General features: G+C 61.5%; 27 protein-coding genes. 18 read left to right on the forward strand and 9 right to left on the reverse strand.

The features are described 5' to 3' along the window. The first annotated feature begins 3 nt into the window (after positions 1-3). From GFM02_RS30420 to lpxK, 6 genes are all read left to right on the forward strand, one after another. Positions 4-1,350 (forward strand): TldD/PmbA family protein, encoded by a 1,347-nt coding sequence (locus GFM02_RS30420; RefSeq protein ID WP_168323715.1) that lies wholly within the window; start codon positions 4-6, stop codon positions 1,348-1,350. Between the two features lie 78 nt (positions 1,351-1,428). Further along, a complete protein-coding gene (locus GFM02_RS30425) occupies positions 1,429-2,238 on the forward strand; it encodes a 3'(2'),5'-bisphosphate nucleotidase CysQ (RefSeq protein WP_168256737.1) in 810 nt (269 codons plus the stop codon). A 62-nt stretch (positions 2,239-2,300) separates the two neighbouring features. Further along, complete coding sequence (locus GFM02_RS30430) at positions 2,301-2,549, forward strand: DUF4170 domain-containing protein (protein ID WP_020048652.1); 249 nt, start codon at positions 2,301-2,303, stop codon at positions 2,547-2,549. A gap of 173 nt (positions 2,550-2,722) precedes the next feature. Next, on the forward strand, positions 2,723-4,042 hold the full coding sequence (gene waaA / locus GFM02_RS30435) for a lipid IV(A) 3-deoxy-D-manno-octulosonic acid transferase (protein ID WP_020048653.1): 1,320 nt from the start codon (positions 2,723-2,725) through the stop codon (positions 4,040-4,042). 9 nt (positions 4,043-4,051) lie between these two features. Next, positions 4,052-4,774 carry an HAD family hydrolase gene (locus GFM02_RS30440; protein WP_168323716.1) on the forward strand — a complete coding sequence of 241 codons (723 nt, stop codon included), beginning with the start codon at positions 4,052-4,054 and terminating at the stop codon, positions 4,772-4,774. A 184-nt stretch (positions 4,775-4,958) separates the two neighbouring features. Further along, a complete protein-coding gene (gene lpxK, locus GFM02_RS30445) occupies positions 4,959-6,032 on the forward strand; it encodes a tetraacyldisaccharide 4'-kinase (protein ID WP_131624310.1) in 1,074 nt (357 codons plus the stop codon). A 50-nt stretch (positions 6,033-6,082) separates the two neighbouring features. Here lpxK and GFM02_RS30450 read toward each other — a convergent pair whose 3' ends face one another. Then, positions 6,083-6,967 carry a GntR family transcriptional regulator gene (locus GFM02_RS30450; RefSeq protein ID WP_168323717.1) on the reverse strand — a complete coding sequence of 295 codons (885 nt, stop codon included), beginning with the start codon at positions 6,965-6,967 and terminating at the stop codon, positions 6,083-6,085. Between the two features lie 99 nt (positions 6,968-7,066). Between GFM02_RS30450 and GFM02_RS30455 the strand changes: the two genes are divergently transcribed. From GFM02_RS30455 to GFM02_RS30465, 3 genes are all read left to right on the forward strand, one after another. Next, the gene (locus GFM02_RS30455) at positions 7,067-8,125 is read left to right on the forward strand and encodes an ABC transporter permease (RefSeq protein ID WP_205930530.1); all 1,059 of its coding nucleotides are present in this window, start codon (positions 7,067-7,069) and stop codon (positions 8,123-8,125) included. Beyond that, positions 8,122-8,886: an ATP-binding cassette domain-containing protein gene (locus GFM02_RS30460; protein ID WP_168323718.1), complete on the forward strand. Its 765-nt coding sequence runs from the start codon at positions 8,122-8,124 to the stop codon at positions 8,884-8,886. The genes GFM02_RS30455 and GFM02_RS30460 overlap by 4 nt, the downstream gene beginning before the upstream one ends. Positions 8,887-8,964: 78 nt before the next feature. Continuing rightward, a complete protein-coding gene (locus GFM02_RS30465) occupies positions 8,965-9,882 on the forward strand; it encodes a sugar ABC transporter substrate-binding protein (RefSeq protein ID WP_168306392.1) in 918 nt (305 codons plus the stop codon). A gap of 279 nt (positions 9,883-10,161) precedes the next feature. Here the strand turns inward: GFM02_RS30465 and GFM02_RS30470 are convergent, their stop codons facing one another. After that, positions 10,162-10,392 (reverse strand): DUF2093 domain-containing protein, encoded by a 231-nt coding sequence (locus GFM02_RS30470; protein ID WP_003545832.1) that lies wholly within the window; start codon positions 10,390-10,392, stop codon positions 10,162-10,164. A gap of 170 nt (positions 10,393-10,562) precedes the next feature. After that, entirely contained in the window at positions 10,563-12,365 is a 1,803-nt protein-coding gene (gene mutL, locus GFM02_RS30475; RefSeq protein WP_168323719.1) for a DNA mismatch repair endonuclease MutL, read from the reverse strand. Positions 12,366-12,547: 182 nt separating this feature from the next. On the opposite strand from mutL, the gene GFM02_RS30480 reads away from it, so the two are divergent. The 4 genes from GFM02_RS30480 to GFM02_RS30495 all read left to right on the forward strand — a co-directional run bounded on the left by GFM02_RS30480 (position 12,548) and on the right by GFM02_RS30495 (position 16,256). Next, positions 12,548-14,290 (forward strand): response regulator, encoded by a 1,743-nt coding sequence (locus tag GFM02_RS30480; RefSeq protein ID WP_168323720.1) that lies wholly within the window; start codon positions 12,548-12,550, stop codon positions 14,288-14,290. A gap of 66 nt (positions 14,291-14,356) precedes the next feature. Next, the gene (locus tag GFM02_RS30485; protein WP_168323721.1) at positions 14,357-14,599 is read left to right on the forward strand and encodes a transposase; all 243 of its coding nucleotides are present in this window, start codon (positions 14,357-14,359) and stop codon (positions 14,597-14,599) included. 114 nt (positions 14,600-14,713) lie between these two features. After that, a complete protein-coding gene (locus GFM02_RS30490; RefSeq protein WP_168323677.1) occupies positions 14,714-14,938 on the forward strand; it encodes a hypothetical protein in 225 nt (74 codons plus the stop codon). Next, entirely contained in the window at positions 14,892-16,256 is a 1,365-nt protein-coding gene (locus GFM02_RS30495) for a putative bifunctional diguanylate cyclase/phosphodiesterase (RefSeq protein WP_168323722.1), read from the forward strand. Before GFM02_RS30490 ends, GFM02_RS30495 begins: the two co-directional genes overlap by 47 nt. A 53-nt stretch (positions 16,257-16,309) precedes the next feature. Here GFM02_RS30495 and GFM02_RS30500 read toward each other — a convergent pair whose 3' ends face one another. The 5 genes from GFM02_RS30500 to GFM02_RS30520 form a co-directional block, all read right to left on the reverse strand. Next, a complete protein-coding gene (locus GFM02_RS30500) occupies positions 16,310-16,915 on the reverse strand; it encodes a PRC-barrel domain-containing protein (RefSeq protein WP_168323723.1) in 606 nt (201 codons plus the stop codon). 221 nt (positions 16,916-17,136) lie between these two features. Further along, a complete protein-coding gene (locus tag GFM02_RS30505; protein ID WP_168323724.1) occupies positions 17,137-18,024 on the reverse strand; it encodes an SMP-30/gluconolactonase/LRE family protein in 888 nt (295 codons plus the stop codon). Next, complete coding sequence (locus GFM02_RS30510) at positions 18,021-18,662, reverse strand: 2-dehydro-3-deoxy-6-phosphogalactonate aldolase (RefSeq protein WP_168323725.1); 642 nt, start codon at positions 18,660-18,662, stop codon at positions 18,021-18,023. Before GFM02_RS30510 ends, GFM02_RS30505 begins: the two co-directional genes overlap by 4 nt. A gap of 13 nt (positions 18,663-18,675) precedes the next feature. Beyond that, positions 18,676-19,593 (reverse strand): 2-dehydro-3-deoxygalactonokinase, encoded by a 918-nt coding sequence (locus tag GFM02_RS30515; protein ID WP_168323726.1) that lies wholly within the window; start codon positions 19,591-19,593, stop codon positions 18,676-18,678. Next, on the reverse strand, positions 19,593-20,357 hold the full coding sequence (locus GFM02_RS30520) for an SDR family NAD(P)-dependent oxidoreductase (protein ID WP_409999549.1): 765 nt from the start codon (positions 20,355-20,357) through the stop codon (positions 19,593-19,595). The genes GFM02_RS30515 and GFM02_RS30520 overlap by 1 nt, the downstream gene beginning before the upstream one ends. Before the next feature lie 107 nt (positions 20,358-20,464). Between GFM02_RS30520 and GFM02_RS30525 the strand changes: the two genes are divergently transcribed. The 3 genes from GFM02_RS30525 to GFM02_RS30535 are packed head-to-tail and all read left to right on the forward strand — an operon-like array spanning position 20,465 to position 22,250. Further along, positions 20,465-21,262: an IclR family transcriptional regulator gene (locus GFM02_RS30525; RefSeq protein WP_168323727.1), complete on the forward strand. Its 798-nt coding sequence runs from the start codon at positions 20,465-20,467 to the stop codon at positions 21,260-21,262. After that, positions 21,259-21,516: a hypothetical protein gene (locus GFM02_RS30530; RefSeq protein ID WP_020048669.1), complete on the forward strand. Its 258-nt coding sequence runs from the start codon at positions 21,259-21,261 to the stop codon at positions 21,514-21,516. The genes GFM02_RS30525 and GFM02_RS30530 overlap by 4 nt, the downstream gene beginning before the upstream one ends. Next, complete coding sequence (locus GFM02_RS30535) at positions 21,516-22,250, forward strand: helix-turn-helix transcriptional regulator (protein ID WP_168323728.1); 735 nt, start codon at positions 21,516-21,518, stop codon at positions 22,248-22,250. Before GFM02_RS30530 ends, GFM02_RS30535 begins: the two co-directional genes overlap by 1 nt. Here the strand turns inward: GFM02_RS30535 and GFM02_RS30540 are convergent. Further along, positions 22,243-22,554: a hypothetical protein gene (locus GFM02_RS30540; protein ID WP_168323729.1), complete on the reverse strand. Its 312-nt coding sequence runs from the start codon at positions 22,552-22,554 to the stop codon at positions 22,243-22,245. The genes GFM02_RS30535 and GFM02_RS30540 overlap by 8 nt on opposite strands. A 315-nt stretch (positions 22,555-22,869) precedes the next feature. Between GFM02_RS30540 and GFM02_RS30545 the strand changes: the two genes are divergently transcribed. Further along, on the forward strand, positions 22,870-24,048 hold the full coding sequence (locus tag GFM02_RS30545) for an Mrp/NBP35 family ATP-binding protein (RefSeq protein ID WP_168284070.1): 1,179 nt from the start codon (positions 22,870-22,872) through the stop codon (positions 24,046-24,048). Between the two features lie 388 nt (positions 24,049-24,436). Beyond that, on the forward strand, positions 24,437-25,414 hold the full coding sequence (locus GFM02_RS30550) for a CorA family divalent cation transporter (RefSeq protein WP_168323730.1): 978 nt from the start codon (positions 24,437-24,439) through the stop codon (positions 25,412-25,414). Positions 25,415-25,429 lie beyond the last annotated feature (15 nt).

Below are 25,429 nucleotides of genomic sequence, written 5' to 3' on the forward strand. Positions count from 1 at the left end.
ATCATGTCCTCTGAAATTGATTCCTCGACACTTCTTTCCCGCGCAAGTCAATTGATCGATCTGGCAAGGAAGGCAGGGGCCGATGCCGCCGATGCCGTCGTCGTCCGGTCGCGCTCGCAATCGGTCAGCGTCCGCCTCGGCAAGGTCGAGGGAACGGAATCCTCCGAAAATGACGATTTTTCCCTGCGCGTCTTCATCGGCCAGCGGGTCGCCAGCGTTTCGGCCAATCCGGGCTTCGATCTTCAGGCGCTGGCCGAACGCGCCGTCGCCATGGCCAAGGTTTCCCCGGAAGACCCCTTCGCCTGCCTGGCGGATGAGGCGAGCCTTGCGAAATCCTATCCGGACCTGCAATTGCTCGATACCACCGAGGTCTCCTCCGAGATGCTGCGCGAGGCGGCTCTTGCCGCTGAAGCAGCAGCCCTTGCGGTCAAGGGTGTCACCAATTCCTCCGGCGCCGGCGCCTCCGCCGGCATGGGCGGCCTCGTCCTTGTCACTTCGCACGGTTTCGAGGGCAGCTACATGGCCTCGCGTTTCGGCCATTCCGTCAGCGTCATCGCGGGCGAAGGCACCGGCATGGAGCGCGACTATGATTTCGACAGCCGCCTCTATTATGCCGAACTCGACGATCCCGATGAAATCGGCCGCCGCGCCGGCGAACGGGTGATCAAGCGCGTCAATCCGCGCCAGGTACCGACCGACAAGGACGTCACGGTCATTTTCGACCCGCGTGTCGCCCGTGGCTTCGTCGGCCATATCGCCGGTGCGATCAATGGTGCTGCCGTCGCTCGCAAGTCCAGCTTCCTGCGCGACAAGATGGGCCAGCAGATCCTGAAGTCAGGCCTGTCGATCACCGATGATCCGCTGATCGTACGCGGCCCTTCCTCGCGGCCCTTCGATGGCGAAGGCGTCTCCGGCGAGCGGCTGGTGATGATCGAGGATGGTGTTTTGAAGCACTGGTTCCTCTCGACCTCGACGGCGCGCGAGCTCGGCCTCGAAACCAACGGCCGCGGCGTGCGCGGCGGCACCGCCGTCTCGCCTTCCTCCACCAACCTTGCCCTGGAACCCGGCGATATCTCGCCGGAGGATTTGATCCGCAGCGTCGGCAACGGTTTTTATGTCACCGAATTGATCGGCCACGGCGTCAACATGATCACCGGCGAATACAGCCGCGGCGCCACCGGCTTCTGGATCGAGAATGGTGAACTCACCTTCCCGGTCTCCGAGGTGACGATCGCCTCGAACCTGAAGGAGATGTTCATGCGCCTGACGCCGGCAAACGACATCGATCGCAAATTCGGCGTTGCAGCTCCGACCTTCGCCATCGAAGGCATGACGCTCGCGGGGCGCTGAGCATGATGCCGAAAAGTGTGAGCGGTTTTCGGACGACATCATGCTCCCACTGTTGAATTGAGAAACGGATTGACGGGGATGAGCGATAAGGAAAAGGCCCGCTGGCAGAGCGATCTCGCGCTGATCGCCGAGGCTGCGAGAGAGGCGGGCGCCGTCGCTTTCGGCTTCTTCAACCAGTCTCCCGAGGTCTGGTGGAAGAACGAGGACCGGTCTCCCGTCAGCGCCGCCGATTTCGCCGCCAACAAGACGCTCGAGACCATTCTGCGCAAGGCCCGGCCGGATTATGGCTGGCTGTCGGAAGAGACCGACGACGATGCCGACCGTCTCTCACGCGAGACGCTGTTCATCATCGATCCGATCGACGGCACGCGCGCCTTCCTCGGCGGGCAGAAGGTCTGGTGCGTCAGCGTCGCGGTGGTTCATCGCGGCCGGCCGGTCGCCGGCGTGCTCTATGCCCCGGCGCTCGAAGAGCTCTATGAGGCGGTCGAGGGCGGCGTGGCGCTGAAGAACGGCGTCCCCTTCACCGTCTCGGCGGCCGGACCGGAAGAGATGAGCCGCCTTGCGATCGGTGACGACCTGCTGAAGACCTTTCCACCGGAATTCCGCGACCGGGTGACGCGCGAGAAATACATTCCCTCGCTCGCCTATCGCATCGCCATGGTGGCGGACGGTCGTCTCGAAGGCACCTTCGTCAAGGGCAATTCACATGATTGGGACCTTGCCGCTGCCGATCTGATCCTTGTCTGTGCCGGTGGCGGGCTCGTCGACATCGAAGGCCGGCCGATCGTCTACAATCGCACTGAGGTCACCCACAAGGTCCTCTGCGCGGCGCCAACGCCCCGCCTCGAGGAATTCCTCACCGCCTTTGCGGGACGACGAGACAGTTGACGTTTCCGTCAAAATCCCGCAGATGGGTGGCGGAGGAGAATAGGCAGAAAGAGAAGAAAAAAATGACTGACTCCGGTGACAAGAAGCAGCTTCTGCATCTCGTTTTTGGCGGCGAACTGGAAAGCCTCGATGACGTCCAGTTCCGTGACCTGCAGGGTCTCGATATCGTCGGCATTTTCCCGGATTATGCCACGGCGCTGACGGCCTGGAAGTCTAAGGCGCAGCAGACGGTCGACAATGCGCATATGCGCTACTTCATCGTCCACATGCATCGTTTGCTCGATCCGCAGGAAAAGGCCAGGGGCAACTGATCCCTAGCATGTGCCGCCGGCCGGCCGCTCGTCGAGCGGGCTTTGCTGCATCGGGCGCGCCCGTCGATCCGGATTGTTTGACGCATTCTGAACAAATTAATCGGCCATTGCGGCCGCAACGATAATTAGGGAATGGGTTTGATGTCGATCGGTTTTGATCGGAGGCTGGCGCGATGAGTTCCCGGATGGCGCGGTTCGGTCTGAGCGCATACCGTCTGGCGGGAACCGTGGCCTCTCCTGTCGTCGGCCTCTATATTACCTACCGCACGGCCAAGGGCAAGGAAGATCGGGCCCGCCGCCTGGAGCGCTTCGGCTATCCGAGCGCCAACCGGCCGCAGGGCCCGCTCATCTGGTTTCACGCCGCAAGCGTCGGTGAAACCAACGCCGTCATCCCGCTGATCCGTGAAATCCGCCGCCGTGACATCCATGTCATCCTGACGACCGGCACCATCACCTCGGCCAAGCTCGCCGCCGAGCGCCTCGGCCAGGAAGCGATCCATCAATATGTGCCGCTCGACCTGAAGCCCTCCGTCAGCCGCTTCCTCGATTATTGGCAGCCCGATTGCGCCATCATCGCCGAATCCGAGATCTGGCCGGCAACGGTACTGGAGCTCGGCCGCCGCCGCATTCCGCAGATCCTGATCAATGCCCGCATGTCGGACCGCTCCTTTGCCCGCTGGCGCCGCCGCCCGGCGATCGCCGAAGCCTTGTTCGAGAATCTTGCCCTCGTCATCGCCCAGTCGGATGTCGATGCCGAACGATTCCGCGATCTCGGCGCCGTCCCCGTCATCACTTCGGGCAATCTGAAGGTCGATACTGACGCGCCGCCTTATGACAGCGCTGTCTTCGCCCGCTACAAGAAGCAGATCGGCGAGCGCAAGACCTGGGCGGCGATTTCGACCTTCGACGGCGAGGAGAATGCCGCCGCCATCGTTCACCGGGCGCTCAGGGAGCGCGACCATCAATTGACCATTATCGTGCCGCGCCATCCCGAGCGCAGCGACGAGATCGAGGCAGCGCTCGTCAAGCAGGGGCTGAAGGTCGCCCGCCGCACCCGCGACGATGTCCTGTCCGCCGATGTCGATATCTTCCTCGGTGATACGATCGGCGAAATGGGCCTCTATCTCCGCCTGACGGAAATCGCCTTCGTCGGCCGTTCGCTCTTTGCCGAAGGCGGCCAGAACCCGCTGGAGCCCGCCATGCTCGGCTGCGCCATTCTCTCCGGCGGCCATGTGCAGAATTTCCGCGATGCCTATCAGAAGCTTGCCCGCAGCGGCAGCGCCCGCATGGTGCGCGATACTGAAATGCTGGCCAAGGGCGTGCATTATCTGCTGATCAACGACGACGCCCGCCGCAACATGATCGAGGCCGGCATCACCGCCGTGCACGAGATGCGCGGCGCGCTGACGGCGACGGTAAAGGGGCTGGAACCCTATATCAATCCGCTGACGGTGAAGGCGCGGCTGCTGCCCAAGGCCGTGGCCCAGGTCTGAGGAGCGAAGATGTCGGCAGCGTCCCCTATCAAAGGCATCCTCTTCGACAAGGACGGCACGCTGCTCGATTATGACGAGAGCTGGCTGCCGGTAAACCGCGAGCTTGCCCGCATCGCCGCCAAAGGGGATGAGCTTCTCGCCAACCGGCTGCTTTCGGCCTGCGGCATGGATCCGCTGACCGGCCACATCGTTCCCGACAGCCTGCTTGCCGCCGGCAATACCCGTCAGATCGCCGAGGGTCTCGTTGCGGCGGGCTCGATGGTCGATGTCGGCGAACTGACGATCCGCCTCGACGACCTTTTTTCCAACGCCGCCGAATTTTCCGTGCCGGTGACCGACCTCGCCGGCTTCTTCGCCCGGCTGCATCGGCGCGGCTTCAAGCTCGGTGTCGCCTCCAGCGACAATGAGCGGTCGATCCGCCAGACGGCGGAACGTTTCGGTTTCGCCCGCTATATCGATTACATCGCCGGCTATGACAGCGGTTTCGGCGTCAAGCCGGAGCCGGGCATGGTGCTCGGCTTCTGCGCTGCGACCGGTCTTTCGCCGGCCGAGGTCGCCATGGTCGGCGACAACAATCACGATCTGCACATGGGTCTGAATGCCGGCACCGGCCTGAGGATCGCGGTGCTGACCGGCACCGGTTCGCGGGAGACGCTTGCCGCCGCGGCCGATCACGTGCTCGACGATATCACCGCCATCGAGACCCTGCTGCCGGACCTGCAGCCGGCCTGACGGGTAAGGGCTTGCATTTTTTCAGGTTTTGGCTTCTCAATCCGGGCCGGTCGAAAAGCAGGGGACTGGCTGTGGCTAAAGCAATTCCAGCAAAAGTGCACAGCGGTTTTGCCGGGAAAAGCGCGTAGCGACTTTCCCAAGGGATTGCGTGAGAACAGGCCGGACAGGGGAGCGGGACGGCAAGATGATATCTGAAGCGCCACCGTTCTGGTGGAGGAAAGCCGATTGGCGGGCCTGGCTGCTGCTGCCGCTTTCTTTTCTCTATGGCCGTATCGCTGGCCACCGCATGGCCCATGCGCGCCGCGCCTCGGTTCCGGTTCCGGTTATCTGCGTCGGCAATTTCACCGTCGGCGGCGCCGGCAAGACGCCGACGGCGCTGACGATTGCCCGCGCCGCCAAGGCGAAGGGGCTGAAGCCCGGCTTTCTCAGCAGGGGTTACGGCGGCTCGCTCGATGTGACCACCGTCGTCGACCCCGATCATCACCGGGCGATTGCCGTCGGTGACGAGCCCTTGCTGCTTGCCCAGGAAGCGCTGACGGTGATTTCGCGCCGGCGCGTCGAAGGTGCTCAGCGCCTGGTGGCGGAGGGCGCCGATCTCATCATCATGGATGACGGGTTCCAGAGTGCCCGGCTGGCGATCGACTATGCATTGCTGGTCATCGACGCGACGCGCGGCCTCGGCAACGGCCATATCGTGCCGGGTGGCCCGGTCCGCGCGCCGATCCGCCAGCAGCTGCGTTCTGCGACTGCCCTGCTGAAGGTCGGTGGCGGCAATGCCGCCGACAGGATCGTCCGCATGGCGGCGCGCGCGGCAAAGCCCTATTTCACCGCATCGCTGAAAGTCCGCGGCGACAACACGCTGGCCGGCACCAAGGTGCTCGCCTTTGCCGGCATTGCCGATCCCGCCAAATTCTTCCGCACGGTTGAATCCCGCGGCGCCGAGATCGTTGTCGCCAAATCTTTCGGCGATCACGAGCACCTGACGGAGGAGGAGATCGACGACATCCTGACGACCGCCGAGCGTCAAGGTCTCCTGATCGTCACCACCTCCAAGGATTTCGTCCGCCTTTCCGGCCATCACGGCAAGGCCGCGCGGCTCGCCGAAAAGAGCCGGGTGATCGAGGTCGACATGGTCTTCGAGGATCACCTCGCCCCCAGCCTCATCATCGACCGGGCGATCGTCGCCTGCCGCGAGCGGCGGCTGCGGGAGATGAAGGCCGGGGTTAAAGCGATTCCAGCAAAGGCTGAACCGCTCTAAAGGCTGCTGCAAAACGCCTCGTTCTGCGCACATCTGTACATGCAACGCTATCACGCGATCGAGTGAAGCAAAGTTTCGCGGGCGGAAGTCAGATGCAAGCGGCATGCGCGATCGATCAAGGCGATATTGCGGCTTTCGAGGGCTTCGATCAGGGCGAGATGTTCCCTGATGGCGACCTCATTCCGCGCGCGTTCATCACGCTTGTTCCACTGATAGTGATAGTGGAAAACCATGGTTATCACGTCTTGGAAGCTTTCGATAAAGCGGTTTGGCGCGACTGCGGTAATCAGCCGGTGGAAACGGCTGTCCAGCTCCGAGAAATCCTGAAACCGAGCGTCGATATCCGCGAGCAGTTCCAAATGTGCCGTCCGCATGGATTGGATCTGTTTCCAGACGGGCGACCCGTCGGGCAGGGCAGCGAAAAGCCGTGCGGAGCGCATTTCGAACATCTCTCTGATCTCAAACAGTTCGAGCGCGAAACTGGCTGTGAACCCTTTAAAAACCCAGCCTGCATTCTGACGCTTCTCGATCAGCCCATATTTCTGAAATCGATTGAGAAACTCACGGACAATCGTTGTCGCGACGCCGAATTTCCGAGCTAATTCCGTCTCATTGATTTCTGTGCCCGGACAGGCATCACCGCGCAGCATCCATTCCATGAAGCTCGTCTCGACCTGTTCCGAAATTGCCAAGGTCTCTTCCTTCGGATAGCGCTCTTTCTGCCGCGGCTGCGCACCTATGATCCGCCTGTGCGCTTCAGATATGATGATCCCACGTGCGGACATCCCCGCCAGCACCTTCCGCACCGTTGTTCTGCTCACGCCAAGCTGGGTGCGCAGTGCATTTTCGGACGGCAATTCCGCCCCAAGATCGAGCGTCCGAATGATATCGATCATATCATTGAATGCCCGCTTGAAAGTCGTATCCGTTCTCATGGCGCAACTCCCGGTATGATTAGATATCCATAAAAAACAATTTGACGCACGTGTATCATATGTTTCTTATGTATAAAAAACGGGGGAGGCTAGGGGAATTTGGAAGACTCCGGGATTCTGCCTCAGAATTCGTCCCGGCCTGGTGGTTCGCAAGATGCAACCTTCCAGCCGAGACAATCTGGCATCACATTCGGGCTGAAGCTATTGAGCCTTGGCCCTCTATTGATCCTGATTATGCTCATCGCCGTCGTCAGTTTGATCACGCCGGCTTTTCTAAAGCCGGTTAACCTGGGGAACATCCTGGCGCAGACAGCAGTGATTGCTGTTGTGGCAATGGGGCAGCAACTCGTTATCCTGACACGCGGCATCGACCTGTCTGTCGGCTCGAATCTTGCGCTGGCAACAGTCATCGGCGGACTTGTCTACCAGCAGATTGATTCCTCGATCGTCGTCATTATGGCCATGCTGCTTGCCGGCGCTGCTATCGGTGCGGTCAACGGCTTGGTCTTTGTCTATGGCCGGCTGCCACACCCCTTTATCATTACACTTGCGACCTTGAGTATCTGCCGTGGCCTGGCACTTGCATTGGCGCCCGGCCACACCACCATGCGCGGGATGCCCGACGCAGTGACCGCGATCGGCGGCGGTACGACGCTTGGTGTGCCCAATTCCTTCTTTGCCGTTGCGATGTTCGGGCTTCTTTTTCTGATCCTGACGAAGTCGATGGTCTTTGGCCGATGGATCTATGCCGTCGGCGGCGCCCCGAATGCCGCCAAAAGCATGGGTATATCGGTAAAGGGCGTTCTGCTCGCAACCTACATTATTTGCGGCTTTTGTGCAGGTGTCGGCGCGGTGCTGCTCGCAGGACGGACCGCCGCCGCCTCGCCAATCTACGGCAATCTTTTGGAGCTCGACACGATTGCTGCGGTGATTATCGGTGGCGCCAGCTTCCTTGGCGGACGAGGCCATCTCGGCCACGCCCTGATCGGCGCCGTGCTGATCGGCGTCATCCGCAACGCCCTTAACCTTCTCGGGGTCGACGTGTTCTTTCAAATGATCGCGATTGGGCTGGTCATCGTCATCGCCGTAGAGGCCGACGTGCTTCGTAACCATCTCGAGGCGCGCGCACGCGTGCTTCAATCGGCGAGAGTGCAATGAACCCAGCATCTACCACACCGGCACTTTCGGTTCGAAACGCCCAGAAGCGCTTTGGCGCCATCCATGCCCTGAAAAATGTAAGCTTTGATGCCTACGGAGGTGAGGTAACCGCTCTCTTGGGTGACAACGGCGCCGGCAAGTCGACGCTCGTCAAATGCATCAGCGGGCTTCATAGCCTCGACGAAGGAGAGATCCTCGTGGATGGGACGCCTGTATGGCTCCATTCAACGGCGGCCGCCCGCCGCGCCGGTATTGAAACCGTCTATCAGGATCTGGCGCTTTTCGACAACCTGACCCCCGTACAGAATTTCTATTGCGGACGAGAAATCTCTTTCCCCTCTTGGCTGCCGCGTCCGCTCCGCTTCCTCGACACGGGTGCGATGAAGCGGGAAGCGGCGAGTGTCATCGATCGCCTGAAGGTTAAGCTGCCGAGATTCGATGCGCCGGTCGCGCTGATGTCTGGGGGGCAGCGACAGGCGATCGCGGTCGCGCGCGCCATTGTTTTTGCGCGCAAGCTGGTGGTCCTTGACGAACCAACGGCCGCCCTCGGCCTTCGCGAGTCTCGCCAGGTTCTTGACCTTATCCATCAGCTCAAAGCCGACGGCAATGCCGTGATCATCATCACGCACAATATGGAGCATGTCGTCGAAATCGCCGATCGGGCGGTTGTGCTGCGGCAGGGGCGCAAGGTGGGTGAACTGAAGCCAACGCAAGCGAACAAGCAGGACCTTGTCGCGATGATTGTCGGGGCCGAGGCTTAAGGGAGATCGCTGCTTCTTTGGGGCAGCGGACAACGAGATCGCTCTAGAGGAGGGCGGTCGAAACATGGGAGGTGTATCATGAAACTGCAATCCCTGCTGGGAGCCCTTGCGCTCCTGGCCGTCGCTGTAGTCCCGTCCTTGGCGCAGGAGCCGGTCAAGCTCGGCTTTATAACCAAATTCCCAGTACCGTTCTTCGCAACAATGGAGAACGCCGCTAAAGATTATGCAAAGAGAAATCCCGGCGTCGAGATCATCTACGGGCAGGGTACGTCCGCAACCGACATCGAGGGCCAGATTGCACAGATCGAGTCCATGGTGACACGAGGCGTGCAGGGTATTGCCCTCACGCCTGTCGATCCCACCGTCTCCACTGCCCTGGACAAGGCGGTGGCGGCCGGTATCAAGGTCGTGCTGATGGATAACAATATTCCGGATTGGAAAGGCAGGACGGCGCTTGCCACAACTGATAACTTCGCCGCCGGCAAAATCGCGGGCGAATATCTCAAAACTGTTCTTAAAGCCGGCGATACGCTCGGAATTCTTGAGGGCGTGCCCGGGGTGCCAGCGCTTGATGACCGTGTGACGGGAATGCTTGAAGGGCTGAAGGGACTTGACGTCAAGATCGTCGGGAAAGGCGCGACAAACTGCACCGAGGAGCTCGGGATCAGTGTCGCCGAGGATCTGCTGACGAAGAACCCAGACCTCAAGGCCATTTATGCCGCTTGCGGCCCGCCCGCTGCTGGCGCGGCGCGCGCAATCAAGAACGCTGGCATTGCCAATGACAAGATTGTGCTGGTCGGTTTCGACTTCTGCTGCGGCGAAGAGGAGGCGCTGAAGAGTGGGGTCGAGGATGCGTCGGTGGCGCAGTTCCCCACCAAGATGGCCGAACTCGGTGTGGATGCGCTGGTAAAATCGATTCGCGGAGAGAAGGTTGAGTCTTTGATCGATTCCGGCGCTGCGCTCGTGACGCCAGAGAATATGGCGAAATTCAAGTGAACCGTTGCCCCTGTGGGGATCGGATCACGCAAACGGCCCGTCCTTCGTGGGCGGGTCGGACGTGTGACCTCTCGTTGTGCCCAGATTTCAATCTTCTATCAGGACGGCCGGCACGTCTTCAACAAAGCCTTGGCTGATCGTTATCGATGGTGAGGCGCGCGGCGCTTTAAAGCACGATGCCGAAAAGTGTGAGCGGTTTTCGGACGACATCATGCTCTAACTATTTAATTTAGAACAGGATTCAGATTTTAGGCCGACCCGGCCTAAAATCATCCAGTTCTAGCGCCGCTGGTTTGGCAGCACGCCGGCGCGTTTGTCGGCATCGATGGCCGAGATCACATCGGCATAGGGCTCCTGCCGGGCGACGCTCCAATAGCGCAATTCGTCGAGCGGGATCTGTTTCCCCGTCATCGCGCAGACGACATAGGAGCCGGGCGAGAGAATCTGGAAATCGCCATCGAGATACCGGATCTTCGCCTCGCGGTTTCCGTGCCCTTCGAACAAATTCATGCGCTCCGTTCCCTGCCGTCTGTCATTAGAGCATGTCGCGCAAACTGTGCCGCGGTTTTGCGATCACGACATGCGGAACACCAAAGACCTAAAGCGTGACAAGCGAATCTGAAAGATCGCGACACGCTTTAGTCTGCCATACTCCCGCAAGGGCTGCTTTTCCAGCTTTTTTAGCTTCTGCCGAAAAGCCGTTCGATATCGCTGAGCTTCAATTCGATATAGGTCGGCCGGCCGTGGTTGCATTGGCCGGAGCCGGGCGTCACTTCCATCTCCCGGAGCAGCGCGTTCATTTCCTCCGGCCGCAGCCGCCGTCCGGAGCGCACCGACCCATGGCAGGCCATGGTCGCCGCCACATATTCGAGCTTGGCCGACAGGCCCGACGCCGTGTCCCATTCGGCGATCTCGTCGGCGAGCTGGCGGATCAGCCCATGCGCATCGACCTCGCCGAGCATCGCCGGCGTCTCGCGCACGGCGATCGCGCCGGGGCCGAAACGCTCGATCGCCAGGCCGAGTTCGGAAAGCTCGGCGGCATGCTGCATCAACCGGTCGCAATCCTCTTCCGGAATATCGATGATCTCGGGGATGAGCAGCACCTGCGAGGCCAGCCGCTTCGAATGCAGCGCCTTGCGCATCGCTTCGAAGACCAGCCGCTCATGTGCGGCATGCTGGTCGACGATGACGAGCCCGTCCTCGGTCTGGGCGACGATGTAGTTTGCGTGGATCTGCGCCCGTGCCGCGCCGAGTGGATACCGCGCGTTTGGTTCGGGCGCTGCCGGCTGCGGCGAAAACTGCGGCTCGGCCCGCGCCGCCGGCATCGAAAGTCCGTCGAAGGATGCCTGGGGCCGCTCGCCGAAACCCGTTGTCGGCTGATAGGGCCGGGAGGGCGAGGTTTCGGCCGACCATGCCGTTTGCGGTCGCTGGCTATTCGGCTGGAAGCCGGGGCGGAAGGAACGCAGCATGTCGCTCGCCCCGGTCGTCGCCGCCCGGCTGCCGTCGCGCGCCAAGGCCTCGCGGATGGCGCCGACGATCAGGCCGCGCACTAGGCCCGGGTCGCGGAACCGCACGTCGGATTTTGCCGGATGCACGTTGACGTCGACGAGAGCGGGATCGAGTGTGATCGATAGCACCGCCACCGGATGACGTCCGGAAGGGATCGTCTCGGCATAGGCGCCGCGGATCGCCGAGAGGATCAGCTTGTCCTGCACCGGCCGGCCGTTGACGAAGGCGTATTGATGGGCGGAGTTGCCGCGATTGAAGGTCGGCACGCCGGAAAAGCCGGTCAGCGCGATCTCTTCGCGCACCGCGTCGAGCGCAATGGCGTTGTCGCGGAACTCCTTGCCGAGCACCTGCGCCATGCGGGCAAGATGGTCGTCGCCGGTCGCCGGGAATTCCAGTGTCGTGCGGTCCGAGCCCGACAGCACAAAGCGCACGGCGGGAAAGGCGATCGCCATGCGCTTGACGATCTCGGTAATGGCGCCGGCCTCGGCTTTTTCCGTCTTCAGGAATTTGAGCCGGGCGGGTGTGGCGAAGAACAGGTCGCGCACCTCGACGATCGTCCCGGGATTGGCGGCGGCTGGGCGCAGATGCGCGATCTTGCCGCCGGCAACGGCGATCTCGTGGCCGCCGGCGCTGTCGCGTCTGCGGCTTGCGATGCTGAGCCTCGCGACCGAGCCGATCGAGGGCAGCGCCTCGCCGCGGAAGCCGAGCGTGCGGATATCCTCGAGCGTCTCTGAGATCTTCGAGGTGCAGTGGCGCCTGACCGCCAGTTCCAGATCGGCCGCATCCATGCCCGAGCCGTTGTCACTGACGCGCAGCAGCGCCTTGCCGCCGCCTGATGTGGCGATTTCAATGCGCGTCGCGCCCGCGTCGAGCGCGTTTTCGATCAGTTCCTTGGCAGCGCTCGCCGGCCGTTCGATGACTTCGCCGGCGGCGATCTGGTTGATGAGCGTTTCGGAAAGCTGTCTGATGGCCATGAGCTATTTTCGGGGATTCGCAGGCTGGAGGGAAGGGCTTTCCAAGCGTTTTGCCGAAGTGTGATCGGGGGCTCCCCAAATTGGGGGATAGGTAATGTTAAGCCGGTTTTAACATAAAAATGGCATTTCTAATCACATACCTCCGGAAGCTGCGAAATCGAACAGATATGGGACGCAACAGAATGAGTGCCGGCTTCGAAAAGGCGGACACATCATCAGAAATCGATGGGGCTCCCGCCGAGGCCGATCTGCAGACGGCGCTTTTCGATGTGGTGTGCGACAGCCTTTCCGCGGCTTTCATTATCTACGACAAGAACGATCATCTGATCTTTGCAAGCCGCCAGACTCTCGAGTTCTTTCCGCTGCCCGCCGAGATGCTGAAGCCGGGCACGCGCCTTCGCGATTTCCTCGGCGCGATGTACGACACCGGCATTAGCCAGCAGTATGATGTCAGGCAGGGTGGTTCGCTCAGCCGCGAAGACTGGCTGTCGCAGAAAATCGCCTCGCATTGGCGCGAGCGCTTCGACGCCGTCGAGCGCCACGGTGCCGATAGCTGGGTCCGCTTCGTCAAGCGCAGGCTGCCCGGCGGTTACGGCGTCACCATCATCTCCGACATTTCCGAGAACAAGAAGCGCGAAGAGCAATGGCGCTCCGATCTGGAGCGGGTGCAGCTCACCGAGGACATTCTCGACAATCTGCCGTTCCCGCTCTTCGTCAAGGATCGCAACCTCATCTATGTCGCGGTCAACCTCGCCTTCTGCGAGAAATATCAGACAAGCGCCGACGAGGTGCTTGGGCGCAAGAGCGGCGATCTTTTTTCAGAAGAGATCGCCAAGCGCTTCGAAGAAAGCGACCGCCATGTGCTGGAGACCGGGGAGATGTCCGTCTCCCGCCAGCGGCAGATCTCCCGCGACGGCATCGAGCGCGATATCGTCAGCCGCAAGCACCGCATCGGCAAGCCTGGCCGCTATTTCCTGGTGTCTACCATGCAGGACCTGCCGCGCGACGGCGCCGATCTCGACGAGTTCGGCCAAGCGTCCGCGATGACCGCCTCCAGCAATCAAAGCTATCGACGGGCCTATGTGCCGATACCAACCGGCATCGCACGGCGCGAACCGGCGGCGATGGAAGCGATCGTTCCGGAGAATTTCTCCGGCCGCAAGGTCCTCGTCGTCACGGCCGACCTCGCCGCCGAGACCGCCGCGCTGCGGACGCTGACGAAATACGGCTTCGAATCCTGCTCGGTCCGCGGCGAGGACGAAGAGGAGCGGTTCCTGGAAATCGCCACCTCCTCCGGCATCTCGCTCGATCTCCTGATCATCGACAACCAGATGGGCATGCGCTGCCTCGAACTTGCCGAGCAATACGGCATCCCGGCGCTCGTCATGGACGGTTTCCAGATCGCCAACGAGCTCACCTTCCAGATCGCCCGCCATTTCAATCGCAGCAGCCGCAGCGCCGCCGGTTCGGATGCGGATTGGGAAATCACCATTTCCGACGATCCGGTTGGCCTGCAGGTTCTCGTCGCCGAAGACAATGATATCAATCAGATCGTCTTTTCACAGATCCTCGAAGGCCTCGGCTATCGCCACATGCTTGCGGCGACCGGCGACGAGGCCGTGCGCCTCTGGGCCGAGCACCGGCCGCAGATCGTGCTGATGGATATTTCCCTGCCTGGCTTCAACGGCTTCGAGGCCGCCCGCCTCATCCGGCAGATGGAGGAAACCGGCGGCGGCACCCGCACCCCGATCATCGGCGTGCTCACTCAGGCCTTCGAGCGTGACCGCGCCGAATGCGTCAAATCAGGCATGGACGACGTCATCATGAAACCCGTCAGCCCTGACATGCTGGAAACTGTATTTCAGAAATATCTAAACGAACGTGAGAGTTCCCCCGGCTATGCCGGGGTGGCAGTAGCAGTTTGACATTTGCGGGAGCCCACCGCGACTTTTGCCTTGTGAGCCGCCAAGCACACGAAGGGTCAAGTCACGATGGACGAGTTTGAAAGTTTAAGCCACAGCAAATGGGAGTGCAAATATCACGTCGTTTTCATCCCGAAATACCGTCGGAAAGTTCTTTACGGCGAGAAGAAGAAGGGCTTTACCGGGCAGCATTTTTGGGCGCGCGGGTACTTCGTATCGACGGTTGGTCGCGATGAAGAAACGATCCGCGAATACATCCGGAATCAAGAAAAGGAAGACCACAGGCTTGAGCAATTGAACCTGTGGCGTTGAACAGCCACCTTCAGGTGGCGCATTGAAACCGGGGCCGCGTCAGCGTCCCCATCCAGCCGCTTTGAGCGGCTCACATCTTTAAAGCCCCCGGCTTTGCCGGGGGATACTTACTGAATGAGCCATGCGGGCCCAAAACTGAAGCATGTCGCGCAAAAGTGTGCAGGCACCAAAATACCCGTCAACTCCCCAGATTTTAGGGAGGTTCAGGCGGCTATGCCGCTGATTTACTATCGAATTGTTAAGATCTGCCGGTCATTCTTCTGCATGGCTCCGGAGGAAAGCTCGGGTTTGGATGATGAAATCGGCGGACATAGCTTTCTTGACCGTCGGTCAGAATGAGCTTCAGGCGATGGCCTATACCGATCCGCTGACCGGATTGGGCAACCGCAATCGCATGCGGGACAAGGTCTTGCAGATCTCCGCTGAGCGCGCCAGCGATCCGGCCCCCTTCACCATCGGCATCGTCAACCTCGACAGTTTCAAGCCGATCAACGATCTGTTCGGCTCGACGGCCGGAGATGAAATCCTCTGCCAGGTCGCCCATCGTCTCAGGGCCTGCATTCCTGACGGCGCACTGGTCACCCGCCACGATGGCGACGAATTCGCCTTCGTGCTGCCCTTGATCTTCGAGCGGGCGAGTGCCGAGAAATTCGGCCAGATGATCCGCGAGGTGCTGTCGGCGCCTTATGACCTCGGCGACCGCAACGTCCGTCTTTCCGCCTCCCTCGGCTTTTCCATCTACCCCTTTGCCGGAGAGGATTGCGAGGAGCTGCTGAAGAGCGCCGAAACCGCCCTCTACCGTTCCAAGCGCCGCGGCCGCGGCCAGATCACCGTCTATTCGCGCGAAATCGCCCAGGAAATGAAGCGCGCGACACAGCTGGAGCAGGCGCTCAGAAACGCCATCATCTCCGACGCGATCGACGTGCATTTCCAGCCGATCGTCTCGCTGTCCAATAATCAGGTCGTCGGCTTCGAGGCGCTCGCCCGCTGGAACGACCCGGATCTCGGCTTCGTCTCGCCCGGCGTCTTCGTGCCGCTGGCCGAGGAGCGCGGCTTCATCGACGCGTTGTCGGAGGCGCTGCTGCGCAAAGCCGCCGAGGCAGCGCTCTCTTGGCCGCGCGAACTCTTCCTGTCGTTCAATCTTTCCTCGGCCCAGCTGATGGATCCGGGCACGAGCAGCAGCGTCCTGTCGATCCTCGGCCGCGTCGGCTTCGATCCGCATCGCCTGGAGCTGGAGATCACCGAGACGGCGGTGATGAGTTCGGCCGATACCGCTCACCGCATCATCGCCGATCTGCGCGCCGCCGGTGTACGCATCTCGCTCGACGATTTCGGCACCGGCCAATCGAGCCTCGGGCGCCTGCGCGACTTCATCTTCGACAAGATCAAGATCGACCGCGCCTTCGTCTCGCGCATCAATTCCGATCGCGCCTCCGAACACATCATCAAGGCGATCCTCACCATGTGCGAGGGCTTGGAGCTGGAAGTCGTAGCGGAAGGCATCGAGGATTATGCCGAGGCGGTGAAATTGCGCGCACTCGGCTGCGGCATGGGTCAGGGCTATCACTTCGGCCGTCCGGCCGACAGTATCGCCACGCTGCGCTTCCTGCACGAAAACTATTACGATCCAACCATGGCGGAGCGTGCCAGCGCATAAAACGATGGCGCCCCTGGGAGCGCCATCGCCTACGCTATACTACCGCGCACGGATTACTTAGGCGTGGTCGAGCCGGTCGCCGTGGTGTCGGTACCGGTCGCAGCCGGAGCCTTTTCGGCCGCCAGCATTGCCAGCGTCTTGAACTCAGGTGCGGCCTTCAGCGATTCAGCCGTTTCGCTGGTCGTCAGCTTGACGCTGCCGTCCTGGGTATTCTGTGCGACGGTGATCTTTTCCATCGGCACGGCGACGTTCTTTTCACCGATCCCGAGGAAGCCACCGACGCCAACGATTGCGGCAACCATGCCGCCATCCTTCTTGAGGATCAGGTCGTTGACGCTGCCGATGCTTTCATTGTTGCCGTTATAGACCGACTGGCCGATATAGGTGTTGGCACTGATCTGGTCCGGAGCCTGCTCCGTCAGATAGCCGGCCTGAGCCGTATCTGCCGTCGGTGCCGGGGCCGGAGCCTGTGCGGCATCGCCTGCGGGCTTGGTGACATCGGGCGTCATCGGCTTAGGTGCTGCCGGATCGGCGGGAGCCGTCTGGGTCGGAGCGGCGGGATCCGCTGGCTGCGGCGCCGTCTGCGAGAATGCCGCCGGTGCGAAAGCCGTGGCAAACAGTGCGCCAGCGGCAACGGTCGTCAGGAGTTTGCGTGTCATTTCGAACCTACTTTCATTTCCCTGGAGTAATCGCTGACCCGGCAACGCCTGTTTGATTGCCGCGCCGGTTCGAAAGGAAAATGAGTGGTGGGCCGATTGGTTCCGGTTGAAAACACGGAAAATTTCTCGATTCTCACGGAACATTTATCGAAGAGCTGCCACCAAAACCAGAAAAGGCGCCCGGTCGGGGAGCGCCTCAGATGGCCTCGGACATCCCGTGTTCAGATCACATAGACCGGATCGAACACGCCCTTGACGTCGATACCGAGTTCCAGAAGCGCGCCGGCGCTCGGCTGCGCCGAACGGGCATCCTCGTCGAGCCCTTCCCAGGCGGTCGTCACCGCCAGGCGGTCTGCATTGACGCCGATGAAGGCGGGGCAGGAGGGCTGGACGGCGGGAACCGTGTAGCGCGAGATGCGCAGGCCATCGGGATTATAGCGGTCGACGACACCCGCACCCCAGCGTGCATTCCAGATATAACCGTCGGCATCGACCACCGAACCGTCGATGTCGCCGAGTTCGTTCATGCTGTCGACCAGTACGATCGGCTCGCCCGAGGGCAGGCCGGTCAACGGATCGACCATGACGCGCATCAGCCGGTTGATGCGGGAATCCGTATAATAGCCGATCGTGCCATCAGGCGAGAAGCAGATCGAATTCGGGATGCTGATGCCGTTGAAGATCTTCGTCACCTTGCCGCCCGCGACATGATAGATGGCGCCGGCCTGATTTTCTGCCCGTTTGCTCATCGTGCCGATCCAGAGCGCACCGGAAGGATGGGTGCGGCCGTCGTTCGAACGGTTTTCCGGCCTGTCGTTTTCAAGCGCGGCGTAGAAAGTGAGGTTGCCGTTTGCCACATCGCGCACGAAGAGCCCTTCCTCTGTCGCGATCAGCTGACGTCCGGCGTCGATGCGGGCCAGCACGCTCGCCATCACAGGCAGCGGGTGTACCTTTTTCTCGCTCGTCGAAAGATTGAGCTCGTGCAGTTCCTTGCCGAGAATGTTGAACCACCAGACGGTGTTGCTGTCCGGATCATAGGTCGGGCCTTCGCCGAGAACGGAATTCGTGTTGCAAAGGGTCTTGCCCTCGAACTCGTAAATATCGGTCATACGTTCACGCTCCCAATGGCTGCATCATAGGCGTAAATGGTCGCCTTGGCGCGCTCGGCAACCTCTGACGCGGACATTCCCGGCTTGTAGATGCTGGTGCCGAGGCCGAAGGCGAAGATGCCGGCCTTGGTGTAATCGCCGAAATTCTTGTCCGACACACCGCCGACGGCGGCAATCGTCAGCTCCGGCGGCAGGATTGCCCGGATCGCCGTGATGCCGGAAGGACCGAGCACACTGGCCGGAAAGAATTTGAGACCGGTGGCGCCGGCGCGCGCAGCCGCCAGCGCCTCGGTCGGCGTAAAGACGCCCGGCATCGTCACCATGCCGTATTCGCGCGCCCGGATGATCACCTCGGTCTCGACATTCGGGGTGACCAGCAGCTTGCCGCCGGCCGCATGCAGGCTGTCGACCGCCTCGACGGTCAGCACCGTGCCGGCGCCGATCAGCACTTCGGGCGGCGCCATCTTCGCGGCGATCTCGATGGATTTGAACGGTTCCGGCGAATTGAGCGGGATCTCGATCGCCGTCAGGCCGTTTTCGATCAAGGCGCCGACGACGCTTTCGGTCTCGTCGGGCCGGATGCCGCGAAGGATGGCGATCAGCGGACGCTTCATGTCGGGGAAGGGGATACGGTTCATCGTGTCAGCTTTCTCAATTCGGCCAGATGGCTTCGGCGGCGGCCGAAAGCCCGCGGCGCACGGCGGCGTCGGCGTCGATGGCGGTGAAGGCAAGGGAGAGGGTTCTAAAGGCCTGTTCGTAGAGCGCCTGCAGGCGCCCGGAGGCGACCAGGGTGATGGTGGTGCCGTTTGCCGCATCCTGCAGCGCCCCGGCGATTTCGAGGCCGATCAGCGTGCCGGAAAGCCGGGCTTGTGCGGCAGCGGCGGATATGCCGTGCAGGAGCTGGCCGGAACGGGCGGCAAAGAGCAGGTTGGAGGCAAGGGCCGGGCGTGTGAAAGCGGCCGAGACCGCGGCCTCGAAGGCCGCCGCATCCGCCGGCTGCTCTTCCGCACCGGCCACGGCATGCGAAAGGATCGTGTGTTTGCTGATGACGTCGAAAAGCTCGCCGGTCATGAAGGTCGAAAAGCCGGTCACCTTGCTGTCCGTCACATGCACCCATTTCGAATGCGTGCCGGGCATGCAGACCGCCTGCGCGCCTGAGCTTGCGCGGCCGAGCGCGCCGAGAAGCTGGGTTTCCTCGCCGCGCATGACGTCGGGCCTCGCCATATCCCGTTGGGCAAGGCCCGGCAGGATGCGGATGTCGCGGCTTTCGCCGGGCACGGAGACCGCCCCGGTCAGGATCGAGGCGAGCGGCGCCGGCACGTCGATGTAACCGGCCTCGACCCAGCCCTGCCTGGCGCCGGCCATGCCGCAGACGATCACCGGCAGGTTTTCCGGCGCCTCGATGGCGGCGAGATGGCCGGCAAGCACCGCGGAAAAGCCGGTCTTTGCCGCGCTCGTCATGCCTTCGCCGCTGCGGCGTTCGGCAAGCACGGTGCCGTCCCTGCCGATCAGCCAGAGCCGGAAACTGCTGGTGCCCCAGTCCACCGCGACATAAGCGGGATTTGTCATTACAGAACGCCTCCATCGACAATCAGGGACTGGGCGGTCATCGCCGCCGCACAGTCGGATGCAAGAAACAGGCAGGGGCCGACGATCGCATCGGGTTTGAGCGCAACCTTCAGGCACTGATCCTCGACCGAGCGCGCAATGCTTTCCTCGGTGAGCCAGTGCTGCATCTGCCGCTCGGTGACCACCATGCCGGGCAGGATGCAGTTGACCCGGATGTTCTCCGGCCCGAGCCTGCCCGCCAGGCTCTTCGTCAGCCCGACGACCGCCGCCTTGGCGGCCGCATAGGCGGGAAAACCGCCCATGTTCAGCTTGAAGGCGATTGACGACATATTGATGATCGCCCCGCCGCCGGCCGTCCGCATCGACGGCACGACTGCCTGCGAGGTGAAGAACACATGCTTGAGGTTGACCGCCTGGTTGTTGTCCCAATAGGCCTCGGTCACCGCGTCGAATTCATGGCGGTCGTCCCAGGCGGCATTGTTGACCAGCACGCGGATCGGCCCTGAATCGGCAATGACGGTATCGACCGTGCGCCGGATCGCCTCGATGTCGCGCAGGTCGGCATGGTGAAAGGAGACCGGATGCGCAGTCTCCCGCGACAGCCTTTCGGCAAGCTCGCGGCCCGCGATCTCGGCGATATCGATGAACGAGACCTTGGCGCCCTGGCGCGCGAAACCTTCGACGATCGCAGCGCCGATGCCCGATCCGCCGCCGGTCACCAGCACGGCTCGGTCTTTGAATTCGGGAAATTGTGCTGCCATCATGGTCACCGTCGCCTCCCCAACGTCTGATGTTCCATTATTTGGAACTTAATTTGACTATATGGAATTATCGAATTACACTGCCCTTTCTGTCAAGGGCGGACAAGGTGATGAATTCAAACGGCGAAAGCACGGCACAGACACGCGAGACCGGCACGCTCGGCAAACTGATGGTTCTGCTCGATCTCGTCACCCATGCCGATGCGCCGCTGCGTTTCACCGATATCCTGGCCCTTGCCGGCCAGCCGCGCGGCACGCTGCATCGCCAGCTCACCCATCTGGTCGAGGAGGGGCTGCTCGAGCTCGATGGCGACGGCCGTTATACGCCTGGCCTGCGCCTGCTCGATTTCGCCGCGCGCAGCTGGGCGCGCAACGAGTTCCGCCTGATTGCCGAACCGCACCTTAGAGATCTGCAGCAGGCGACCGGCGAGACGGTGCATCTCGGCGTTCTGAGAGGGCAGTCGATCATCTATCTCGATAAGGTCGAAGGTCGTCAGCCGGTACGCATGTATTCGCAGATCGGCAATGCCTCGCCCTGTTATTGCACCGGCGTCGGCAAGGCCGCCCTTTCGCTGCTGCCGGCCGAAAGCCTCGTCGATCTGCTTGCCGGCCTGAGCTTCACCAGCTTTACCGCCTCGACCCATGTCTCTGCCGAAACGCTGCTTGCCGAAATCCGCGAGATTGCCGATCGGGGTTATGCCTTCGACCGCGAAGAGCATGAGGCCGGCATCCGCTGCGTTGCCGCACCCATCTGGTCGGAGGATCGGACCTTTATGGGTGGCATTTCGATTACCGGCCCGGCCTATCGCTTGTCGATGGAACTTCTGCACCAATGGTCCGTTCCGGTGCAACTGGCGGCTGCGAGTATCATGGAAGGCATGCGCGTCCGTCTCGGTCCGCGCCGTTGACAGAAGATCGCCGTCGGCCACTGCTGGACGTCATCGCAGAGCATGCTTATGATAAGCGCGATATTGAGATTTTCCGGCGAATCACCACAACTAGAACGGTCCGCGAAATCTACAACCATTCACCGGCCGAAACGCTCAACGCCGAAGCCGATTCCAACCAGCGATCGTCGTTCCCCGATGCAATCGAAACACCCATAGCGGGCAGGTTTCGCAAACGGTTTGCCGGCCGCTGTGCCGAAAATGAAGAAATGTGATGGCACCCTTGTCGCAAACATCCACGGAAGAAGACGATTATGTTCAGGAAATAGCGGGCCTGAAGACCCAGTTCGATATTTTCCGTTTCATGAAACGGGTGACGGAAGCCTATCGCAGCCGCGCCTTCATGGTTCTCAACCTGCCGCCGATCACTTCCTTCGATCTTCAGGGCAGCACTGTCATCACCAGCTGGCCGGCCGAGCTTCTGGCCCTCTATGACCAGGAAGGCCTGATGGTGAACAGCCCGGTTCTCCGGCGGCTCAGAACATCCGCGCGACCCTTCTTCTACGACATGTCACGACATAACCTGTCGCGGGACGACGGCAAGTCCATTCTCGTCGCCTCCCTGTTCGAACGTTTTAAGATGATGCGCTGCGCCTACTTCCCGACACATGACCCCTCCGGCCTGCGCGGCGCCGTCTCTTTTGCCGGCGACCGCGAACCCTTCAGCGCGGCAGAGATGCGCGAACTCTCCTACATCGCCATCCACGTTTTCGACAGGCTTGCCGAGATCCGCAACCTCGATACGCGCATGACGGACACGCTGACCGACCGCGAGATCGATTGCCTCAACTGGACGGCGGCCGGCAAGACCAGTGCTGAAATCGCCGAAATCCTCACCCTGTCCGAGCACACGGTCAATCACTATCTCAACCGCGCCACCAAGAAGCTCGACACGGTCAACCGCACCCAGGCCGTCGCCAAGGCGCTGCGCATCGGCCTGATCAAATAAGTTGCAAAAAACAACCAACTGCTTTCGAAGCCGCCCAGCGCGTAGGCATACCTTTCCCGCTGAGGGGCTGCCGCAAGCGCTTTTGCGCTCTTTTTCCTGATTTTCCATCTGGCACGCTTTCTGCATCTCTTCTGCGAGAGGTCCAGAGGGGACTTTGAGACCAGCGCCAGCAAATGGCGCGGCCGACACACCGCTGCCCGACGCCGATGCCGTTTTTCTCCCGGCCCTTCGGTGTCGGCGGCGGTTGTTGCGTTTTAGCACCGCTTCTTTCCCGGCTGTTGGCGATTTCGTCTTCCTTGTTCACTTTTCGCTGGTCTTTTTTTCGGCTTGCTCTAGTTCGCCCCGGATTGCGCCGGTTCTCGGGGAGACCGTTGCGGCCATCAGGGCGAAAGCCCGGCGGACTTGATGGCCGCAACGGACTGCCAATTTTCCCCGGCGCTCTTTTTGGCCCGATGATTTTGTTTGGCGAAGGCTCCCGTCTCCACTATTTCTACTGCATGACTTAGCCTAATCGGAATCGATTGGGCTAAGTCATGCAGCAATTCAAAGTGCTACAGCGTCCTTTGCGCGTCTTGAGAGACGCGCGGCGCTGTAGTCTGCAAGAAGCATTGAGGGTGGAATGGCCGACGTCACCAAGGAACAGGTTCTCGAAACGCTGAAGACCGTGCGTGGACCCGATCTCGAGCACGATATCGTCGAGCTCGGCATGGTCTCCGATGTCTTCATCTCTGACGGCAAGGTTTATTTCTCCATCACCGTCCCGGCCGATCGCGCCAGGGAGCTGGAGCCGATGCGGCTCGCCGCCGAGCGCGTCATCAAGGAAATGCCAGGCGTCAAAGGTGCCCTCGTCACCCTGACAGCGGACAAGAAGGCGGCCGCCGCCGCTCCGGCTGCCCGCCCTGCGCCGAACCCGCCTCACGGCCATGCCGGCCACGATCACCAACATGATCATGCGGGCCACGCCCACGCTCCTCAACAGCCTTCACGCGCCGGCAAGATCGGTGTGCCCGGCATCGGTGCCATCATCGCCGTCGCCTCGGGCAAGGGTGGGGTCGGCAAGTCGACCACCGCCGTCAATCTCGCACTCGGCCTGCTCGCCAACGGTCTTCGCGTCGGCATTCTCGATGCCGATATCTATGGTCCCTCGATGCCGCGGCTGCTGAAGATATCGGGCCGCCCGACGCAGATCGACGGCCGCATCATCAATCCGATGGAGAATTATGGCCTCAAGGTCATGTCGATGGGCTTCCTCGTCGACGAGGAGACGGCGATGATCTGGCGCGGGCCGATGGTCCAGTCGGCGCTGCTGCAGATGCTGCGCGAAGTCGCCTGGGGCGAACTGGACGTCCTCGTCGTCGACATGCCGCCCGGTACCGGCGACGCCCAATTGACCATGGCCCAGCAGGTGCCGCTTGCCGGCGCCGTCATCGTCTCGACGCCGCAGGATCTCGCTCTGATCGATGCCCGCAAGGGCCTCAACATGTTCCGCAAGGTCGAGGTGCCGGTGCTCGGCATTGTCGAGAACATGAGCTATTTCATCGCCCCGGATACCGGCACCCGCTACGACATCTTCGGCCATGGCGGCGCCCGCAAGGAGGCCGAGCGCCTTGGCGTGCCCTTCCTCGGCGAAGTGCCGCTGACGATGAATATTCGCGAAACCTCCGACGCCGGCACGCCGCTCGTCGCCTCCGAGCCGAACGGCATCGTCGCCGGCATCTATCGCGGTATCGCCGCCAAGGTCTGGGAGCAGGTCGCGGGCCAGTCCCAGCGCCCGGCGCCGGCGATCGTCTTCGAATAATGCATGCCGCCCGGAAGTGTGAAGCGGTTCCGGGATAACGGCATGCTTGGAACAAAGGGCTAAGCCCGCCGTATGAATCACGTACGCTGCCAGTCGCTGACAGGCCCGAATCACCGCAGCGGATACCCCAAATTGTGGGGGAAACGTGGTGAAAAGCCGCGCTTCGCGGAAGATGTCTTGATTATTTCACGGCTTTGCTTCATATGCGCGCGGCGCCATGATGGCGTTTTGCTGCAGATGCTCAGTGGCGGTTGTCTTCGTTTCGAAGAGGCCGGCCCGCCTGCAAGTTCGGAGTTGTCTTGTCGATCGAAGGATTGGGAACTGCGATGCGGTTGAGCACAACGCGCATGCCGGCCTTTAAGGTTGGATGCAGCCGGAGAGACGACCGGTGATTACCGCTTACTGTTCCAATTGCAGGTCGGTCGAGATCCGCGATCTGTCGCATGCCGCGTCCTTTCCCGAGGATGTCGTCTGGATCGACATGATCGAGCCGACCCGCGATGAGGAACTCTATGTCGAGAAGATTCTCGGCATAGAGGTCCCGACCCGCGACGACCTCAAGGATATAGAGCCTTCCGCCCGTCTCTATGTCGAAAACGACGCCGTTTTCATGACCGCCTCGCTGCTCTGGAAGGCTGACACCGACGTGCCGACGTTGACCGATGTGGCCTTCATCCTGGCTGGAAACCGCCTGGTCACCATTCGCTACGCCCATCCCAAGTCCTTTGCACTGTTTATCGCCGCCCTCCACCGTTTGCCGGAAAACTGGCGCAGCGGCGCTGCCCTTCTCGCCAAGCTCTTGGAGACGATCGTCGACCGCACTGCCGAGATCCTCGAGATCTCCGTCTCGCGCATCGACATCTTGTCGACGCATGTCTTCGGCGACCGGGCAAAGAAGGTGCGCAAGCCCTCGAACTATCTTGAGGAGAAGCTCAGGGATATCGCCGGCCATCACCGGATGATCAGCAAGGTGCGTGACAGTCTCGGTTCGCTTGCCCGCCTGCTGACGTTCTTTCACACCATCCCGGCGATCCAGCAGGACCGTGAGGCGAAGGAGCTCTGCCGCACCGTTTCCCGCGATGTCCAGTCGTTGTCGGAGCATGCTTCCTTCGTCGCTGCCAACATCACTTTCTTGCTCGATGCTTCGCTCGGGCTGATCAACATCGAGCAGAACTCGATCATCAAGATTTTCTCGATTGCCTCGGTGGTGTTCTTGCCGCCGACGTTGGTTGCCTCCGTCTATGGCATGAACTTTCAGGTCATGCCGGAGCTGACCTGGGCCGCAGGTTATCCCTATTCGCTGGCCCTGATGGTGATCTCCGCCGTCATCCCCTTTTTCTTTTTCCGCTGGAAAGGCTGGCTCTGAGGAGCCTGTTAAAAC

The organism is Rhizobium leguminosarum bv. viciae (genome assembly GCF_012276115.1).
Lineage (GTDB): Bacteria > Pseudomonadota > Alphaproteobacteria > Rhizobiales > Rhizobiaceae > Rhizobium > Rhizobium leguminosarum_T.

Coding starts and splice junctions, on each gene's coding strand:
- GFM02_RS30420 (WP_168323715.1), top strand. CDS start 4: ATGTCCTCTGAAATTGATTCCTCGACACTTCTTTCCCGCGCAAGTCAA.
- GFM02_RS30425 (WP_168256737.1), top strand. CDS start 1,429: ATGAGCGATAAGGAAAAGGCCCGCTGGCAGAGCGATCTCGCGCTGATC.
- GFM02_RS30430 (WP_020048652.1), top strand. CDS start 2,301: ATGACTGACTCCGGTGACAAGAAGCAGCTTCTGCATCTCGTTTTTGGC.
- waaA (WP_020048653.1), top strand. CDS start 2,723: ATGAGTTCCCGGATGGCGCGGTTCGGTCTGAGCGCATACCGTCTGGCG.
- GFM02_RS30440 (WP_168323716.1), top strand. CDS start 4,052: ATGTCGGCAGCGTCCCCTATCAAAGGCATCCTCTTCGACAAGGACGGC.
- lpxK (WP_131624310.1), top strand. CDS start 4,959: ATGATATCTGAAGCGCCACCGTTCTGGTGGAGGAAAGCCGATTGGCGG.
- GFM02_RS30450 (WP_168323717.1), bottom strand. CDS start 6,967: ATGAGAACGGATACGACTTTCAAGCGGGCATTCAATGATATGATCGAT.
- GFM02_RS30460 (WP_168323718.1), top strand. CDS start 8,122: ATGAACCCAGCATCTACCACACCGGCACTTTCGGTTCGAAACGCCCAG.
- GFM02_RS30465 (WP_168306392.1), top strand. CDS start 8,965: ATGAAACTGCAATCCCTGCTGGGAGCCCTTGCGCTCCTGGCCGTCGCT.
- GFM02_RS30470 (WP_003545832.1), bottom strand. CDS start 10,392: ATGAATTTGTTCGAAGGGCACGGAAACCGCGAGGCGAAGATCCGGTAT.
- mutL (WP_168323719.1), bottom strand. CDS start 12,365: ATGGCCATCAGACAGCTTTCCGAAACGCTCATCAACCAGATCGCCGCC.
- GFM02_RS30480 (WP_168323720.1), top strand. CDS start 12,548: ATGAGTGCCGGCTTCGAAAAGGCGGACACATCATCAGAAATCGATGGG.
- GFM02_RS30485 (WP_168323721.1), top strand. CDS start 14,357: ATGGACGAGTTTGAAAGTTTAAGCCACAGCAAATGGGAGTGCAAATAT.
- GFM02_RS30490 (WP_168323677.1), top strand. CDS start 14,714: ATGAGCCATGCGGGCCCAAAACTGAAGCATGTCGCGCAAAAGTGTGCA.
- GFM02_RS30495 (WP_168323722.1), top strand. CDS start 14,892: ATGATGAAATCGGCGGACATAGCTTTCTTGACCGTCGGTCAGAATGAG.
- GFM02_RS30500 (WP_168323723.1), bottom strand. CDS start 16,915: ATGACACGCAAACTCCTGACGACCGTTGCCGCTGGCGCACTGTTTGCC.
- GFM02_RS30505 (WP_168323724.1), bottom strand. CDS start 18,024: ATGACCGATATTTACGAGTTCGAGGGCAAGACCCTTTGCAACACGAAT.
- GFM02_RS30510 (WP_168323725.1), bottom strand. CDS start 18,662: ATGAACCGTATCCCCTTCCCCGACATGAAGCGTCCGCTGATCGCCATC.
- GFM02_RS30515 (WP_168323726.1), bottom strand. CDS start 19,593: ATGACAAATCCCGCTTATGTCGCGGTGGACTGGGGCACCAGCAGTTTC.
- GFM02_RS30520 (WP_409999549.1), bottom strand. CDS start 20,357: ATGATGGCAGCACAATTTCCCGAATTCAAAGACCGAGCCGTGCTGGTG.
- GFM02_RS30525 (WP_168323727.1), top strand. CDS start 20,465: ATGAATTCAAACGGCGAAAGCACGGCACAGACACGCGAGACCGGCACG.
- GFM02_RS30535 (WP_168323728.1), top strand. CDS start 21,516: ATGGCACCCTTGTCGCAAACATCCACGGAAGAAGACGATTATGTTCAG.
- GFM02_RS30545 (WP_168284070.1), top strand. CDS start 22,870: ATGGCCGACGTCACCAAGGAACAGGTTCTCGAAACGCTGAAGACCGTG.